Source organism: Streptomyces sp. NPDC058307, from assembly GCF_042880295.1.
Taxonomy (GTDB): domain Bacteria; phylum Actinomycetota; class Actinomycetes; order Streptomycetales; family Streptomycetaceae; genus Streptomyces.
This window is the reverse complement of the sequence record NZ_JBHVYZ010000014.1, coordinates 134109-150026: the sequence shown is the minus strand read 5'-3', so window position 1 is coordinate 150026 and position 15918 is coordinate 134109. Positions and strand designations below refer to the sequence as shown.

The following is a 15918-nucleotide window of genomic DNA, read 5'->3' as shown; positions in this document are numbered from 1 at the left end:
GGCATCTGGGGCCTGCCAGGCCCCAGATGCCCCGCCCTGCTCGCGCTGCACGCGGAGACGCTGCTGTCCCGTGCGTTCCCATCGGTGCGGAGCTCGTTGTCGGAACCGGCAGGTCGGTTGTCCCTGCCGCGTGCCGCGTGCCGCGTGCCGCGTGCCGTCGGTCGGCGGACGGCACGCCCGGACCCACCCCAACTCCCTTCCGCACCCCTACCGTTACCGCGTGACCACCCGCGACCCCCTGCACCACGCCCTCCACGCCCCCGGCCCCCGCCCCCTCCCCGACGAGGCCGCCAGACTCCTGCACACGCTGGACGCCCCGCCCCGCCTTGCTGCCCACCTGAGACTCGTGCACGACGTGGCGTACGAGCTCGTCGAGTGGCTGGCGGAGCGGTGCCCTGGGATCCAACTGGACCGGCAGGCAGTGCTGTTCGGGGCCGCGACGCACGACGTGGGAAAGGCCTCGCACGTCCGCGAACTCTCCGGCCCCGGCTCCGCACACGAGGAGGCCGGCCGTGACCTCCTCCTGGCCCTCGGCGTCACCCCCGACCGCGCCCGCTTCGCTGCCACGCACGCGGCCTGGACCCTTCCCGGCATCGGGCTCGAAGACCTGCTCGTCAGCCTCGCCGACAAGATCTGGAAGAACAAGCGGGTGCAGGAACTGGAGGACCTGGTGGTCAGGAGGCTGGCCGAGGCTAGCGGCCGGACGGTGTGGGAGGAGTTCCTGGCCCTCGACGACATGCTGACGGCTGTAGGAGAAGGCGCGCAGGAGCGGCTGGCCTTTCAGACGGCCCACCCGGTGTGAGCCGGTCGGTCAGGCGACCGATCCCGGTGTGACCGGCCGACGCCCGGCGACGGCAGTACGAGACGTCTGGTCCCGGTGCGACGAAACGGGCGAGCCCCGTCGACTGGACGCCCCTGGCCATGCCCGCGCGGCTCAAACCCCGAGACTCCCCACCCCGCCCATCCATACAGCCAACCCCGAGACAGCCACCCCGCCCATCCACACGCCCAACCCGCCGCCCCCACCCGCAATCCCCCCACGAAACACCGCCACCTGTTTACAGTCGCCCCACTTCGCGCTACCTTCCGCAACACGTGGGGTGGGAGCGCTCCCATTCGGACGGACCGGAACCCGCCCGCCGGTCGCCCCCATCCCACGGCACCCGCAGGTGCCTGCAGGCACCCGCAGGCACCCGCAGGCAACCCCACACCTCGCACGGCCCGTACCCCAAGGAACGGACTGGACTGTCATGATCCTGACAAAGTTATCGAGGGTGACACGCCCCAGAGCCCTCTTCCTGGTCCTCGTCTCCCTGCTCGCCACCATCCCCGCCCTCAGCCTGGTCCTCACGGCCGGCGGCAGGGCGGAGGCCCACGGCACCCCGATGAAGCCCGCCAGCCGCACCTTCCTGTGCTGGCAGGACGCGCTGACCGACACCGGTGAGATCAAGCCGGTCAACCCGGCCTGCCGGAACGCGCAGGCGGTCAGCGGCACCACGCCGTTCTACAACTGGTTCTCCGTGCTCCGCTCGGACGGCGCCGGCCGCACCCGCGGCTTCGTGCCGGACGGCCAGCTGTGCAGCGGCGGCAACACCAACTTCACCGGCTTCGACGCCGCCCGCGACGACTGGCCGCTCACCCACCTCACCGCGGGCAAGACGGTCGACTTCTCCTACAACGCCTGGGCCGCACACCCGGGTTGGTTCTACGTCTACGTCACCAAGGACGGCTTCGACCCCAAGAAGACCCTCACCTGGGACGACATGGAGGCCCAGCCGTTCCTCAGTGTCGACCACCCGCCGCTCAACGGCAGCCCGGGCACGGTCGAGGCCAACTACTCCTGGACGGGGCAGCTCCCGGCGAACAAGTCCGGTCGCCACATCATCTACATGGTCTGGCAGCGCTCGGACAGCGCGGAGACCTTCTACTCCTGCTCCGACGTCGTCTTCGACGGCGGCAACGGCGAGGTCACCGGCATCCACGAGCCCGGCAACCCGTCCGAGCCGGTGCCCGGCACCTGCACGGCCACCCGCAGGACCACCGGCAGTTGGAGCGGCGGCTACCAGTCCGAGGTGACCGTCACCAACTCCGGAAACGTCCCGATGCTGGGCTGGATGGTCGACTGGGCCCTGCCGGCCGGACAGAAGGTCGACAGTCTCTGGAACGGCAACGCCACCTACACCGGCCAGGACGTGATGGTGCACAACGCCAACTGGAACGGCTCGCTCAGTCCGGGACAGAGCGCGACGTTCGGATACGTCGTCACCGGCTCCGGAGGCGACGCGGCCACGACCCTTCCCTGCAGGGTCGGCTGAGTAACCGTCAGAAAAACGCTCGGACCTTCCGCTCAGGACGGACCCGGTGGGGCTGTGCGCCACCGGGTCCGCGAGCCGTGCCGGAACTGGGGCGTGGGATGGATGACTCGGACGGTGCACGGGTGCTGAACCACGCGCCGGGCCGCACGGACAGCTGCCGCTCGCCGACGTGCGAGATCGCGAGCGTGAGACTGCCGCGGAACGCGCACCCGCACGTCTTCCCCCTGGCTACCGACTGACCTCCAACACTCCTCGCAACCAGTCGAGTTGCCGCCGCACCTGCACCCCGTCGCCGCCCTCGTGGCCGTTGTAGGGGTAGGCGTGGATCTCCTTGCGGGGGTTCACGCCGGTCAGTTCGCCGTAGCGGTTGAAGGCCGCGTACGCCCCGCTCGGCGGGCACACCGTGTCGCGCAGGCCGGTTCCGAAGTGGGCCGGGGCGCCGGCGCGCCGCGCGAAGGAGACGCCCTCCACATACGAGAGCGTGCGGTACGCGGCCTCCTCCACCCCCCGGTGCACCGAGAGGTACGCGCTGATCTCGCCGTACGGACTCGCGTCGGTCAGGTCCAGAGCGCGCCGGATCCCGCACAGGAAAGGCGCGGTGACCAGGACCGCCGCCAGATCCGGCACCAGCCCCGCGACCGCCAGCGCCAGTCCGCCGCCCTGGCTGTTGCCGACGGCCGCGACGCGTTGCGCGTCCACGTCCGGCAGCGCCCGCACCGCCGTCACCGCGCGCACCGCGTCCGTGATGAGCCGGCGGTAGTGGTAGGCGCGTGGATCGAGCAGCCCCCGTGCCGCGGGGCCCGGGCCGCCCGGTGCCGAGGGGTGCGGGTCGGAGGTCGCGCCGCCGTTGCCGTACTGGTCGCCCTGGCCGCGGTTGTCCATCAGCAGATGCGCGTACCCGGCGTTCACCCAGGTCAGCCGCTCGTGGGGGAGGCCGCGGCCACGGCCGTACCCGGCGTACTCGACGACCGCGGGCAGCGGCTCGCGCACCCCGGTGGGCCGGCTGTACCAGGCGCGTACCGGATCACCGGCGAAGCCGCGGAAGGTCACGTCCCAGGTCTGGGTCAGCCGCAGACCGCTCTCCGCCGGGCGCACCGACACCAACACGTCAGCCTGCGCCGCCTCCGTCAGGGTGTCACGCCAGAACTCGTCGAAATCGGGGGGTTCCTGGACGTCGGGACGGTACTGCTCCAGCTCCCTGAGGGGCAGGTCGAACGCAGGCACAGGGCACCTCGCATGAGTCGGTCCAAGTAATGAAACTTGCGGAGAGGGCCGGGATGTGGCCTTCGTGTCCTACCCCACTCCCGCCCCAGGTATCTCCTGCCCGCCCCATTGACAGCGCTTTCTCCGTGCCTCTAAGTTGCCGCGAACTTACCGGTAAGGGCTCGAAAGTTTCGGTTCCGTGCCTCCGTCTGAGAGGACCGAGCATGAGCACATTCGTCAAGTCGGCCTCTCCACCGTCCAGCGTCGAAGACCCACCCGTGGCCGTCACCCACCCCTCGCCGCGCAGGAGTTGGCGCCGGGCCCTGCGCCGCGACTGGCAGCTCTACTCGCTGGCCGTCCTGCCGCTGCTGTTCTTCCTGGTCTTCCGCTATCTCCCGATGATCGGCAACGTGATCGCGTTCCGGCGCTTCGAGCCCGGCGGCTCGATGTTCGGCGAGGACTGGGTGGGTCTGCGCTATGTGCGCATGTTCCTCAGCGACCCGACCTTCTGGCAGGTGTTCCGCAACACTCTGTGGCTCGGCGGGCTCACACTGCTGTTCTGCTTCCCCATCCCGATCGTCCTCGCCCTCCTGCTCAACGAGGTGCGCCGGCGCTCCCTGAAGCGGTTCGTGCAGTCGGTGTCGTACCTTCCGCACTTCCTGTCGATCGTGATCGTCGCGGGCCTCACGATGCAGATGCTCGCCACCGACGGGCCGGTCAACCACGCCCTCGCCTGGTTCGGCCACGACGAGATCCGCTTCATCCAGAGCCCGACTGGTTCCGCACGATCTACGTCGGCTCGGAGGTCTGGCAGACCGCCGGCTGGGGCACGATCCTCTACCTCGCCGCGCTCACCACCATCGACGAGGACCTGTACGAGGCCGCGCGCATCGACGGCGCCAACCGCTGGAAACAGATCTGGCACGTCACCCTGCCCGGCATCCGCCCCACCATGATCACGCTGCTGATCCTCAACATCGGCACCTTCATGGCGGTCGGCTTCGAGAAGGTCCTGCTGCTCTACAACCCGCTGACCTACCCGACCGCCGACGTGATCTCGACATACGTCTACCGGGCGGGCGTCGAGTCCAACAGCTTCAGTTACGCCGCCGCCATCGGCCTGTTCGAGGCGGTTATCGGCCTGGTCCTGATCACGACCGCCAACACGCTCTCGCGCCGCACAGTGGGGACCAGCCTGTGGTGAGACCGAGCCGTTCCTACCGGGTCTTCCAAGGCGTCAACGGGGTGATCCTGACCCTGGTGGTGCTCGTCACCCTGTACCCCTTCGTCAACATCGTCGCGAGGTCCTTCAGCGGGGAGCGGCAGATCCGGGCCGGTGAAGTGACCCTGTGGCCCAAGGGGTTCAACCTCACCACGTACCGGATCGTCTTCCAGGACTCGATGTTCTGGCGCAACTACGGCAACACCGTGTTCTACACGCTCGTGTCCACCGTCGTGGCCATGGTCCTGACCACCTGTTACGCCTACGTCCTGTCGAAGAAGAACCTCAGGGGGCGCGGCCTGCTCGTTGGCATCGCCGTGTTCACGATGTTCTTCACCGGCGGCCTGATCCCGAACTACATCCTGGTCACCGAGCTCGGGCTGAAGAACAGCGTCTGGGCCATCGCGCTGCCCAACGCGATCAGCGTCTTCAACCTGCTGGTGATGAAGGCCTTCTTCGAGAGCCTGCCGACCGATCTGGAGGAGGCCGCCCAGATCGACGGCCTGAGCACCTACGGCATCCTCCTCAGGATCGTGGTGCCGCTGTCCAAGGCGGTCGTGGCGACCATGGTGCTCTTCTACACGGTGTCCTTCTGGAACTCCTGGTTCAGCGCGTTCCTCTACATGGACCACTCCGACCTGATGCCGGTCACCGTCTATCTGCGCAACCTCATCGCCGGTGCCACCGGCGGCGGCAACGCGGGCGCCGGCACCGCGGAGCTCAGCCAGGTCGGCGCGAGCATCCAGGCGGTCACCATCGTGCTCACCGCGCTGCCGATCATCTGCGTGTATCCGTTCGTCCAGCGTTTCTTCGTCTCGGGCGTGATGCTCGGCGCGGTCAAGGGCTGACAGCACGTCAATTCACTTACGGAACAAGGGAGTATCCGTGGAGAACACCGGACAGCTGTCACGACGTCAGATCCTGGCCGCCGCGGGATTCATCGGCCTCGCCACTCTCACCGGCTGCGGTACCTGGCCCCCGTCCTCGCGCGCGGCGGCAATCACGTCGACTCCTTCTCGTACTGGACCTTCAGCGACATGTTCGAGGAGAACGGCCCGCCGACCGCGCTCTTCCACGGCGGCTTCGGCCTGCTCACCCACCGACAGGTGAGGAAACCGACCTACCACCTCTACGCCTTCATGGCCCGCATGGGCCCCGACCTGCTCACCCGCGGCGCCGACCACCTGGTCACCCGGCACCCCGACGGCCGGGTGACCGTCCTCGCCTGGGCGCCGGTCGACGCGAGCGGCGAGACCCCCGGGCCGACCCGCCACCGGCTGCGCCTGTCCGTGCCGGTGCCGGGTGCGCGCGAGGCGTTCGTGCGGCGGTCCGTGGTCGACGAGGAGCAGGGCAACGCCCGCACGGCCTGGCAGCGGATGGGCAGCCCGCGCTCGCCCCACCCGCACCAGCTCGACGTACTCCACGAGGCGGCCGAGCCCGGCCGGCAGCACCTGCGGCTGCCGGTCGAGGACGACCGGACCGCACTGGACCTGACGCTGGCCCGCCACGAGATCACGCTCGTGGAGGTGAACCCGGTCGTGGAGGAGGCACCGGAGTGGTGGGACGAACGCCGACTGCTGGGGACGGGGCCGCGGTGAGTGGGGTGAGCGGGGCACGTGGAGCGACCGAGGTGATCCCGGTGAGCCGAGTGCGGCGCGGCACCGTCCCACGCCGCCCACCCGCCGGGCAACGACCGCCCCAGAACCGCGCATCCCCCGCCCCTCACCCCACCACCTCCGCCGCACCCTCCTTCGGCACCGGCTCCCTCTCCCGCGCCGCCGCCCTCATCCACACCCTCGTCACCGTCGAGGCCCTGCTCCTCCTCGCCGCCTCCCCGGGCCTGGCGGGTCTGCTCCTGCTGGGCCCTGCCCCCGCCAACCTCCCCCTCGCCGCCGTATGCCTGCTGCCCCTCGGCCCGGCCACGGCCGCCGCCCTGTACGCCCTCCACCACCGCGACCGCGACCTCACCGACCTCCACCCGGCCCGGTCCTACTGGCGCGGCTGGCGGCTCAACGCCGTCCCCGTCCTGAAGCTGTGGACACCCCTGCTGGCCTGGCTCACGGTCATCGCCTTCACGCTCACCCACTTCACCGCCACCGGCCTGCCCGGCTGGTGGGCCGTGCTGCTCGCGGCGATCGGCGTCGGCTGCCTCCTGTGGGGTGCGCACGCGCTCGTTCTCACCGCCCTGTTCGCCTTCCGTGGGAGGGACACCGCACGCCTCGCCGGCTACTTCCTGTTCCGGCACGGCCGCGCCACCCTCGGCGCCGCCTCGCTGCTCGTCCTGTCGGCCGCCGGGACCGCCGTACTGACCGAGGCCCTGCCCGCCCTGCTGGCGGCCCCGCTGCTGCTGTCCCTGCTGCACAGCAGCCGTCCGGTGATCGCCGAGACCCAGGAGGACTTCACCGCATGAGCCCGTCGAGCTCCAAGATCCCCTACGGCGGCGACTACGACCCGGAGCAGTGGTCCACGAGGGCTTGGAGACCGCGACCGGGGTCTCAGCCGACGGCACGCGCCTGCTGTTCATCCTCAACCACGCCGACGCACCAGCCCGGTTGAAGGCTCACACCACCGCGATCGACCTGCTCACCGGAAACAGACGGAGGCGGACGCCCCACTCGCTCTCGACCGCAGGGGCGTCGCCGTCCTGCGCCCGTCAGTAGATGGTCCGCCCCCGCTCGTCCGGCACCCCGGACTTCCGGAAGAAGTAGCTGTTGACCTGATCGCGCCACTCGCGGGCACTGCGGAGCTGCTCCTCGAACCGCTCCGTCACCCGCGCGTGCCGCGCCGGGTCCACGAGGCCCGCCAGCGAGGCCCACACCTCCCGTGCCGCCTCCACCTCCGCCACGCCCTCGAAGTGGGTGTCGTAGATGTGCTGGATCACCGTCTTGCCGCTGTGCAGCGTGTGGTCGTACGACACGTGGTGGAAGAACAGCAGCAGCTCGTCCGGGCAGGTCTCCACGGACTCGTACACCTCGGCCCAGGGCTTCGCGTACTGCCCGGCGTACCCGGTCCCGCTCGCCACGCTCCGGTCGACACCGAGGCCGTCGCGGTCGGCGAAGTGGTAGGTGCCCCACGGGCTGTACTCGTATCCGTCGACGCTCGGCCCGTAGTGGTGCCCCGGCTGGACCATGAAACCGACTCCGAGCGGCGCGGTGTACTTCTCGTACGTCCGCCATGATCCGGTCAACACCGCGCGCACCCCCGCCGCCGGCCCGCTCCCGAAGGTGAGCCCGATCCATTCGTCGAGGACGCGATGCGGATCGGCCCCCGGCTCCCAGGCCAGCCGCCCGAACGTGTACAGGTTCGCCTGGGCCAGCGGATGCCCGGTCCAGAACACATCGTCCCCGACGTTGGACACGGCGACGAGCCCACCGCGCGCCACCTCACCGACCATGGCATCCCCGTCCATCCCGAAGCGCAGCACCTCGCTCCACATCGGCCCGAGCCAGCACGCGTGCCGCTGCTGCCCGGTGTACTCCTGCGTCGCCTGGAACTCCACCGCCAGCCGCGTGCCGGGCATCGCCCCGATGAGGGGTGAGACCGGCTCCCGGACCTGGAAGTCCATCGGCCCGTGCTTGACCTGGAGGACGGCGTTGTCGGCGAACTCCCCGTCCAGCGGCACGAAATGGTCGTACGCGGCCCGCGCCCGGTCGGTCGAGCGGTCCCGCCAGTCCTGGCGGTGGTCGTAGACGAAGGCCCGCCAGTGGACCGTACCGCCGTGCGGTTCCAGAGCGGCGGCCAGCATGTTGGCGCCGTCGGCGTGGGTGCGCCTGTACGCGAACGGGCCCGGCTGTCCCTCGGAGTCGGCCTTCACCACGAACCCGCCGAAGTCGGGGATCGCCGCGTACACCCGCGCGGTCGCCTCGGCCCACCACGCCGAGACGTCCGGGTCGAGCGGATCGGCCGTCGGCAGACCGCCCAGCACCATCGGCGCGGCAAAGGTCACCGAGAGATGGACGCGCATCCCGTACGGCCGCAACGCACCCGCGATGTCGGCGACTTCACCGATCCGGTCGGTCAGCAGCCGTGCCTCGGTCGCGTGCACGTTGACGTTGTTGACGGCCACGGCGTTGATCCCGCAGGCCGCGAGCAGCCTGCCGTACTGCCGCACCCGGCCCAGGTCCCCGCGCGTCCGTCCGTCTTCCCAGAACAGCGACCCGCCGGCGTACCCGCGCTCCACCTGGCCCATGACCGGGTGCACAGCCACGTTGTCCCAGTGGTCGAGCATGCGCAGTGCCAACTGCGGTTGCTGCTGCTCCTGTTGGAGCTGCCCCTGGAACGCCGCCTCCCCGAGCCGCACGACGTGGAAGAACCCGTACAGCAACCCGCGGGCGCCGGACGCCGTGACGGTCGTACAGCCGTCACGGCGTCCGTACACGAACCCCTCGGAGCCGTCGTCACCGTCCAGCTCCAACACCAGGTCGCAGGACTCGAGTTCGCGCGAGACGCTTCCGCCGAACCGTTCACAGGCCGCCGCCACCTCCCCGTGGACCGTGTCCACCAGTGGACCCGAGCCGCGGATCAGGGTCCGCCGGGTGCCGATCGGCCGGAACGCCTCGTCCGGCAGCCAGGCCGGATCGACACCCTGCATGAGACCCCCAACGCTCCCGCTCAGGCGAGCAGTTCGACTTCCGAGACCACCGCCTCGCCGTCGAGCACGAGCCGGTACTTCCCGTACGTACCCGGAGACCTCACGGAGAACGCCCGTGTCTGCCGGTCCCATGCGAAGGACTCACCGGAGCGCCGGTCGAGGGTCTTCCACGTGGTCCCGTCGTCCGAGCCCTGGAACGTCCAGCCGCCCGGCGCCTTCGTGCGGTCCCCGGAGGACGTCACCGTGTACTGCCGGGCCCTGACCGATCCGGACACCGGCAGATCCACCGAGGTCACGGTCGCGTTCGTCGCGGAGGTGTTGTCGAACAGCGCCCCGTCACCGGCGAGCACGTCCGCACGCGGCGTCGGCACCTCGTCGGCCCGGGTGATGGACACCGGGGCCGCGTTCTTGCCCGTGCCCCACTTGGACGGCCGTGGGCCCATGTCGAAGTCCAGGACGGCCCCTTTGGACAGAACCGAGTGGGGGAGCGAAGTCGACGTCCAGGGCTTGCCGTTGACCTTCAGGCCCTGCACGTACACGTTCTGCGCACTGTTCTTCGGCGCCCTGACCACCAGGTCCCGGCCGTTCTCCAGATGGACGGTGGCCTTGGTGAACAGCGGTGAGCCGACGGCGTATTCGCCGCTGCCCATCACCAGCGGGTAGAAGCCCAGCGCCGAGAACAGGTACCAGGCCGACTGCTCGCCGTTGTCCTCGTCACCGTGGTAGCCCTGCCCGATCTCGCTGCCGACGTACAGCCGCGACAGCACCTCGCGGACGGTCTTCTGCGTCTTCCACGGCTGACCGGCCGCGTCGTACATGTAGGTGACGTGGTGGGCGACCTGGTTGGAGTGCCCGTACATGCCCATGCGGACGTCCCGCGCCTCCGTCATCTCGTGGATGACCCCGCCGTAGGAGCCGACGAAGTCCGGCGCGGCCGTCTCGGGCGTCGCGAAGTACTCGTCCAGCTTCTCGGCGAGCCCGGAGCGGCCGCCGTACAGGTTGGCGAGGCCCCGGCTGTCCTGCGGGGCGGTGAAGGCGTAACCCCAGCCGTTGGTCTCGGTGTAGTCGTAGCCCCACACACGCGGGTCGTAACTCGACGAGGGGACACGCCAGTTGCCCGCCGCGTCCCGGCCCTGGAAGAAGCCCGCCTTCGAGTCGAAGAGGTTCACGTAGTCACGGGCCCGGTTGAGGAAGTACTCCGACTCCTCCTTGTAGCGCTTCTCGCCGGTCTTCGCGTACAGCGCCCGTCCCATGCGGGCGATGCCGTAGTCGTTGAGGTAGCCCTCCAGCGCCCAGGACAGGCCCTCGTGGGTGTCGGTACTGGTGTAGCCGAGGAAGGGCGCGGTATCCATGCCCTTGCGGCCCACACCGGAGGACGGGGGCGCGACCGTGGCGTTCTTCAGGGCCGCGTCGTACGCCGACTTCGCGTCGAAGTCGACCCCCTTGACGTACGCGTCCGCGAAGGCGACGTCCGAGGAGGTGCCGGTCATCAGGTCCGCGTAGCCGGGGGAGGACCAGCGCGAGGTCCAGCCGCCGTCCTTGTACTGCTGGACGAACCCGTCGACCATCTCACCCGCCTGAGAGGGCGTCAGCAGCGAGTACGCCGGCCAGGTGGTCCGATAGGTGTCCCAGAAGCCGTTGTTGACGTACACCTTGCCGTCCACGATCTTCGCCCCGGTGTGCGTCGGGGTGTCGGGAGAGGGCATCGGGGAGAACGGCGAGGCGTACTGGTACTGCGAACCCACCTTCTCGAAGCCGGAGTTGGGGTACAGGTACAGCCGGTACAGGCTGGAGTACAGCGTGGTCAGCTGGTCCTGTGTGGCGCCCTCCACCTCGACCTTGCCGAGCAGCCGGTCCCAGGACCGCCGGGCAGCGCCCTTCACGTCGTCGAAGGACGTGCCGTCCGGGATCTCCTGCCGCAGGTTGTCCTTGGCCTGGTCGATGCTGATGAGGGAGGTGGCGATGCGCAGGGTGACGGTCCGGTCGGCGCCGGCGTCGAAGCGCAGATATCCCTTGACCCCGCTCGACGAGCCGTTCTTCACCGCCCGGTCGAACACGCCGTACACGAAGAGCCGGGTGGCTCCCGTCGACAGCCCGGACTTCACGTCCGAGTAGCCCGTGAAGGTCCCGCTCGCCTGGTCGAGCGTCAGCCCCGCCTGGTCCGTCACGTTGTCGAAGAGGACGCTCGCGTCGTCGCCCGGGTAGGTGAAGCGCAGGGCCGCCGCGTGGTCGGTGGGCGCCATCTCCGCCTTCAGCCCGTTCTCGAACCGCACCCCGTAGTAGTACGGGCGCGCGGTCTCGTTCTCGTGCCGGAACGCCAGCTCCCGCGCCTCCCGGCCGGTCTCCGGGGTCCCGGAGGCGGCCGACGGCATCACCTGGAAGGTCTGCCGGTCGCCCATCCACGGACTCGGCTCGTGGCTCGCGCTGAACGCCTGGATCGTCGGCAGGTTGTCCGCGTTGTTGGCCCGCGCGTAGTCGTACAGCCAGCTCAGCGAGGACGCGTTGGTCACCGGCGTCCAGAAGTTGAAGCCGTGCGGCACGGCCGTCGCCGGGAAGTCGTTGCCGCGCGAGAAGCCACCGCTGGAGTGGGTGCCGCGGGTGGTGAGCGCGTAGTCGGACAGATGCGCCTTGGGAGCCTCGGGCGCGGCCCGCTCCAGTGTCACGTCGTCCAGCCAGCCCCGGAACTTCGCCGGCCCGCCCGGGGAGTCGTACGCGACCAGGATCCGGTCGACGGTCTTCCCGGCCGCGACCGAACCGATCCGCGCGGCCACGTTGTTCCACTGGTTGACGTAGAGCGCCTTCGAGGCGCCCTGCCCCTGCGGCGACAGCGTGAATCCGTGCTGGTCACGGGCCCCGAGGTCGCTCAGGAAGGTGCCGTCGGTGAACGCCAGGTCCACGGCGACGTTCGTCGCGTCGTAGTCCCGGTCGCCGTCCGCCATCGCCGGGAAGATCCGGTAGGACAGCCGGGTCAGCGCGTCGACCTTCACGTCCACGTCGAAGACCTTGTTGTACGAGTACGCCCGCCCGTCCGCGGTGTGCCGTCCGGCGTAACGCAGGGCCCTCTTTCCGGTGAATCCGGCGCCCGCCTTCGCGGTGGGCGATCCGCTCGGGCCGCGGTCGACCAGCGAGAGCATCTCCGGCGGCACCGGCCCCTCGCCGCCGCCCGTCGACAGCTGCACATCGGCCAACTGGAGGATGCCCGGGGCGCCGTTGTTCTTGGTGATCTCGAGCCGGAAGTGCTGGTATTCGGCCGGATCCGCGATGTCGTATGACTTTGTCCGGAACCGTTCGTCGAACGATTCACCGGAGCGGGTGTCGAGGGTCTTCCAGTCCTTGCCGTCCGTCGAGCCCTTCAGCGTCCAGTCGCGGGGATCGCGCTCGGCGACGTCATTGGCCGAGGTCAGCGCATAGGTGACCACCTTGAGCGGCTTGGCCAGGTCGAACTCTGCCCAGCCGGTGGACTCGAAGGCCAGCCACTTGGTACCGGGCTCGCCGTCGACGAGGTTCTCCTTCACCTCGCCGCCGCCGGTGTTCTCGGCGCTCGCCCGGACGTCCGTGACCTGGTCGGTGACATTGCCCGGGATGCCGGTGCGGTAGCCGCCGTCGACGCCGGAGGCCCTGTCGCCGTCGACGCTGCTGGTCCAGTCGGGGGCCGGATCTCCCGCCTCGAAGGAGGAGGCGAACCCCCGGTCGGCCGGGGCGGGCACCTCCGGCAAGGCGACCGCCGCGCCCTGGGAGCCCACCGTCACGCAGAAGGCGGCCGTGATCACGACCGCCGTACTCCGTCTGAGCCGAGTTCTGTACCGATCCATCGGCGAGTACCCTCCCTGCACAAGGACGGACAACGTTGTCACACAATCCGTGCAAGGATCAGTAGTGGCCCAAGTGGTCAGTGATGTCAAGAGTGTTGACTGTGGCATTCGGGGCTTATGTCGAGGATTTTTCCGGCAAGCTTCGCGCAGGCCGCCCATATTTCCGCGAGGTCTCAACTCGAACACACCCATGGCCAACATTGCATTCGATCTTGCTACGCCGACCGGAAGTGGACTATACCTGTCGGCGATTCACCCCTCGTGAACGAACCTCTTGCACGAAGCTCCTGCACGAACCTGCTTGACCTGACCGCGGTGCCGGGGAGGATCCGGTTCACCGCCTGAGTCCTGGAGAAGGCGAGGACTTGAGCATGGGATCCACTTCCGCCGAGAACAGCAACAACGGCAGCGCGGGTGTAGGCCGCCGCGATCTGATCAAGCGGTCGGCCGCACTAGGTCTGATCTCCGTCCCCACGATGAGTTTCCTCTCCGCGTGCGCCAGCAGCGGCGGCGACGACAGCGGCGACAAGGCCAAGGCGGGCAAGAAGACCGCGAAGAACCCCCTGGCCGTCAACGACACCGCGCAGATGGAGTTCGTCCTGTTCGACGGCGGGTTCGGCAAGGAGTACGCCGAGGACGCCGTGAAGATCTACGAGAAGAACTTCCCCAAGGCCACGGTGAAGTTCTCGGCCACCCAGAAGATCCAGTCCACCCTCCAGCCCCGCTTCAACCAGGGCACCCCGCCGGACCTCATCGACAACTCCGGCGCCGAGCAGATGGACATGGGCGTCCTGGTCGGCAAGAACCAGCTCGCCGACCTCACCCCGCTCCTGGACGCGCCGTCCTACGACGACCCGAACAAGAAGGTCCGCGACACGCTGCGCCCCGGCATCGTCGAGATGGGCCAGTTCGACGGCGACCCGGTGTGGATCATGTACTACGCGTACACGGTCTACGGCGTCTGGTATTCCCAGAAGGCCCTCGACTCGCTCGACGAGCAGTACCCGGAGACCTGGGACCAGATGCTCGCGGTGTGCGCGAAGGCCAAGAAGCAGGGCATCGCGGGGTGGACGTACGCGGGCAAGTACCCGTACTACATCCCCTTCTCGCTCTACCCGATGATCGGCAAGGTCGGCGGCCGCGAGGTCCTCGACGCGATCGACAACCTGGAGCCGAACGCCTGGAAGAACCCGGCGGTCAAGGCGTGTTTCGACGCCTACTACGAGCTCTACAAGAAGGGTTACATCCTCAAGGGCACCCCGGGACTCGACCACATCCAGTCGCAGACCGCCTGGGCCCAGGGCAAGGCGCTGTTCATCCCGAACGGCTCCTGGGTGGAGAACGAGTCGGCGAACGTCATCCCCAAGGACTTCGACCTCGCGGTCTCGGCGCCCACCGGCATCGACTCCTCGGACAAGATGCCCTTCGGCACCATCTGGGCCTCCGGCGGCGAGCCCTTCATCGTCCCGGCCAAGGCGAAGAACACCGCGGGCGGCATGGAGCAGCTGCGCATCATGCTCAGCGAGGCGTCCTCGAAGAACTTCACCGCCAAGGTCAAGTCGCTGACCGCCTACAACGGCGGCACCGAGGGCATCAGCCTCACCCCGGGCCTCAAGTCCGGTGTGGCCGCGCTGAAGAAGGCCGGCGACAACGTGGTGAACCCGCGCATCCAGGACTGGTACGTCCAGCTCCAGAAGGAGCAGATCGGGGTGGCGGGCCTCGGCGAGATGATGGCCGGACGGCTCACCCCGGCGGAGGCCATCAAGAAGATCCAGGGCTACGCCGACGCGGCCGCGAAGGACTCGTCGATCAAGCACTACAAGCACCAGTAACGGCGACGGAGCGGCGATGCAGCACGGCAAGTACCGGTTCATCGTGGGGTTTCTGGCGCTGCCCCTGGGACTGTACGCGCTCTTCGTGGTCTGGCCGTTCATCCAGTCCATCTACTACTCGTTCACGGACTGGACCGGCCTGAGCCCCGAATTCAAGATGGTCGGCCTGGACAACTACCGGAGGATGCTGAACGACCCGATCTTCTGGAAGTCCTTGCAGCACAGCTTGATCTTCGCGCTCGTGCTGCCGCTGGTGACGATCAGCCTGGCGCTGTTCTTCTCCTTCATGATCAATGTCGGCGGCCGGAAGAGAAAAGGGGGCCCGGTCGTCACCGGTGTCCGGGGCTCCTCCTTCTACAAGATCGTGTATTTCTTTCCGCAGGTCCTCTCGATCGCGATCGTCGCCCTGTTGTTCGCGTTCGCGTACAACCCGGACAGCGGTGCCATCAACTCGGTTCTGAGCGGGATCGGGCTCGACAGCGTCCAGCCCCTGTGGCTGGGCGACCCGAGCCTCGCCCTGTGGGCCGTGATGGCGGTCCTGGTGTGGTCCACCGTCGGCTTCTTCGTGGTCCTGTTCAGCGCCGGCATGGCCTCCATTCCGGCGGATCTGTACGAGGCCGCGCTGCTCGACGGGGCGGGACGGGCCAGCACGTTCTTCCGGATCACCCTGCCGCTGCTGTGGGACACCGTGCAGTCCGGGTGGGTCTACATGGGCATCCTGGCCCTCGGCGCCGAGTCGTTCGCGGTCGTACAGATCATGACGACCGGGCCCGGCGGTCCCGACTACTCGACCACCGTCATGGTCCTGTACGTGTACCAGAAGGCGTTCCGTGACGGGCAGGCCGCCTACGCCACCACCATCGGTGTCGCCCTGCTCGTCGTCACGCTGGCGTTCGCCGCCCTGGTGATGCGGCTGGGCCGGCGCGAGCGGCTGGAGTACTGA

General features: G+C 68.9%; 10 protein-coding genes and 2 pseudogenes. 9 read left to right on the top strand and 3 right to left on the bottom strand.

The features are described from left to right. The first annotated feature begins 220 nt into the window (after positions 1 to 220). Together ACFVYN_RS13450 and ACFVYN_RS13445 are read left to right on the top strand one after the other, a co-directional pair. On the top strand, positions 221 to 802 hold the full coding sequence (locus ACFVYN_RS13450) for an HD domain-containing protein (RefSeq protein ID WP_389996940.1): 582 nt from the start codon (positions 221 to 223) through the stop codon (positions 800 to 802). A 448-nt stretch (positions 803 to 1250) separates the two neighbouring features. Continuing rightward, positions 1251 to 2315 carry a lytic polysaccharide monooxygenase gene (locus ACFVYN_RS13445; RefSeq protein ID WP_389996938.1) on the top strand — a complete coding sequence of 355 codons (1065 nt, stop codon included), beginning with the start codon at positions 1251 to 1253 and terminating at the stop codon, positions 2313 to 2315. Positions 2316 to 2543: 228 nt separating this feature from the next. Here ACFVYN_RS13445 and ACFVYN_RS13440 read toward each other — a convergent pair whose 3' ends face one another. Then, a complete protein-coding gene (locus ACFVYN_RS13440) occupies positions 2544 to 3539 on the bottom strand; it encodes an acetylxylan esterase (RefSeq protein WP_389996935.1) in 996 nt (331 codons plus the stop codon). Between the two features lie 203 nt (positions 3540 to 3742). Between ACFVYN_RS13440 and ACFVYN_RS13435 the strand changes: the two are divergent. The 5 genes and pseudogenes from ACFVYN_RS13435 to ACFVYN_RS13415 all read left to right on the top strand — a co-directional run bounded on the left by ACFVYN_RS13435 (position 3743) and on the right by ACFVYN_RS13415 (position 7400). Further along, positions 3743 to 4722, top strand: a pseudogene (locus ACFVYN_RS13435) (ABC transporter permease). Further along, on the top strand, positions 4716 to 5588 hold the full coding sequence (locus ACFVYN_RS13430) for a carbohydrate ABC transporter permease (protein ID WP_389996933.1): 873 nt from the start codon (positions 4716 to 4718) through the stop codon (positions 5586 to 5588). Before ACFVYN_RS13435 ends, ACFVYN_RS13430 begins: the two are co-directional and overlap by 7 nt. 120 nt (positions 5589 to 5708) lie before the next feature. After that, positions 5709 to 6338 (top strand): annotated as a pseudogene (locus ACFVYN_RS13425) (xylan 1,4-beta-xylosidase); the annotation flags it as partial. Between the two features lie 188 nt (positions 6339 to 6526). Then, entirely contained in the window at positions 6527 to 7150 is a 624-nt protein-coding gene (locus ACFVYN_RS13420) for a hypothetical protein (protein WP_389996969.1), read from the top strand. 49 nt (positions 7151 to 7199) lie between these two features. Then, positions 7200 to 7400 carry a Beta-galactosidase C-terminal domain gene (locus ACFVYN_RS13415; RefSeq protein ID WP_389996931.1) on the top strand — a complete coding sequence of 67 codons (201 nt, stop codon included), beginning with the start codon at positions 7200 to 7202 and terminating at the stop codon, positions 7398 to 7400. Here the strand turns inward: ACFVYN_RS13415 and ACFVYN_RS13410 are convergent. Together ACFVYN_RS13410 and ACFVYN_RS13405 are read right to left on the bottom strand one after the other, a co-directional pair. Beyond that, entirely contained in the window at positions 7394 to 9331 is a 1938-nt protein-coding gene (locus tag ACFVYN_RS13410) for an alpha-glucuronidase (protein WP_389996929.1), read from the bottom strand. The genes ACFVYN_RS13415 and ACFVYN_RS13410 overlap by 7 nt on opposite strands. Positions 9332 to 9351: 20 nt before the next feature. After that, entirely contained in the window at positions 9352 to 13143 is a 3792-nt protein-coding gene (locus ACFVYN_RS13405; RefSeq protein WP_389996926.1) for a GH92 family glycosyl hydrolase, read from the bottom strand. Positions 13144 to 13514: 371 nt separating this feature from the next. Between ACFVYN_RS13405 and ngcE the strand changes: the two genes are divergently transcribed. Both ngcE and ACFVYN_RS13395 read left to right on the top strand, forming a co-directional pair. Then, positions 13515 to 14975: an N-acetylglucosamine/diacetylchitobiose ABC transporter substrate-binding protein gene (gene ngcE, locus ACFVYN_RS13400; RefSeq protein WP_389996923.1), complete on the top strand. Its 1461-nt coding sequence runs from the start codon at positions 13515 to 13517 to the stop codon at positions 14973 to 14975. 16 nt (positions 14976 to 14991) lie between these two features. Further along, positions 14992 to 15918, top strand: a complete 927-nt coding sequence (locus ACFVYN_RS13395) for a carbohydrate ABC transporter permease (protein WP_389996921.1) — start codon at positions 14992 to 14994, stop codon at positions 15916 to 15918.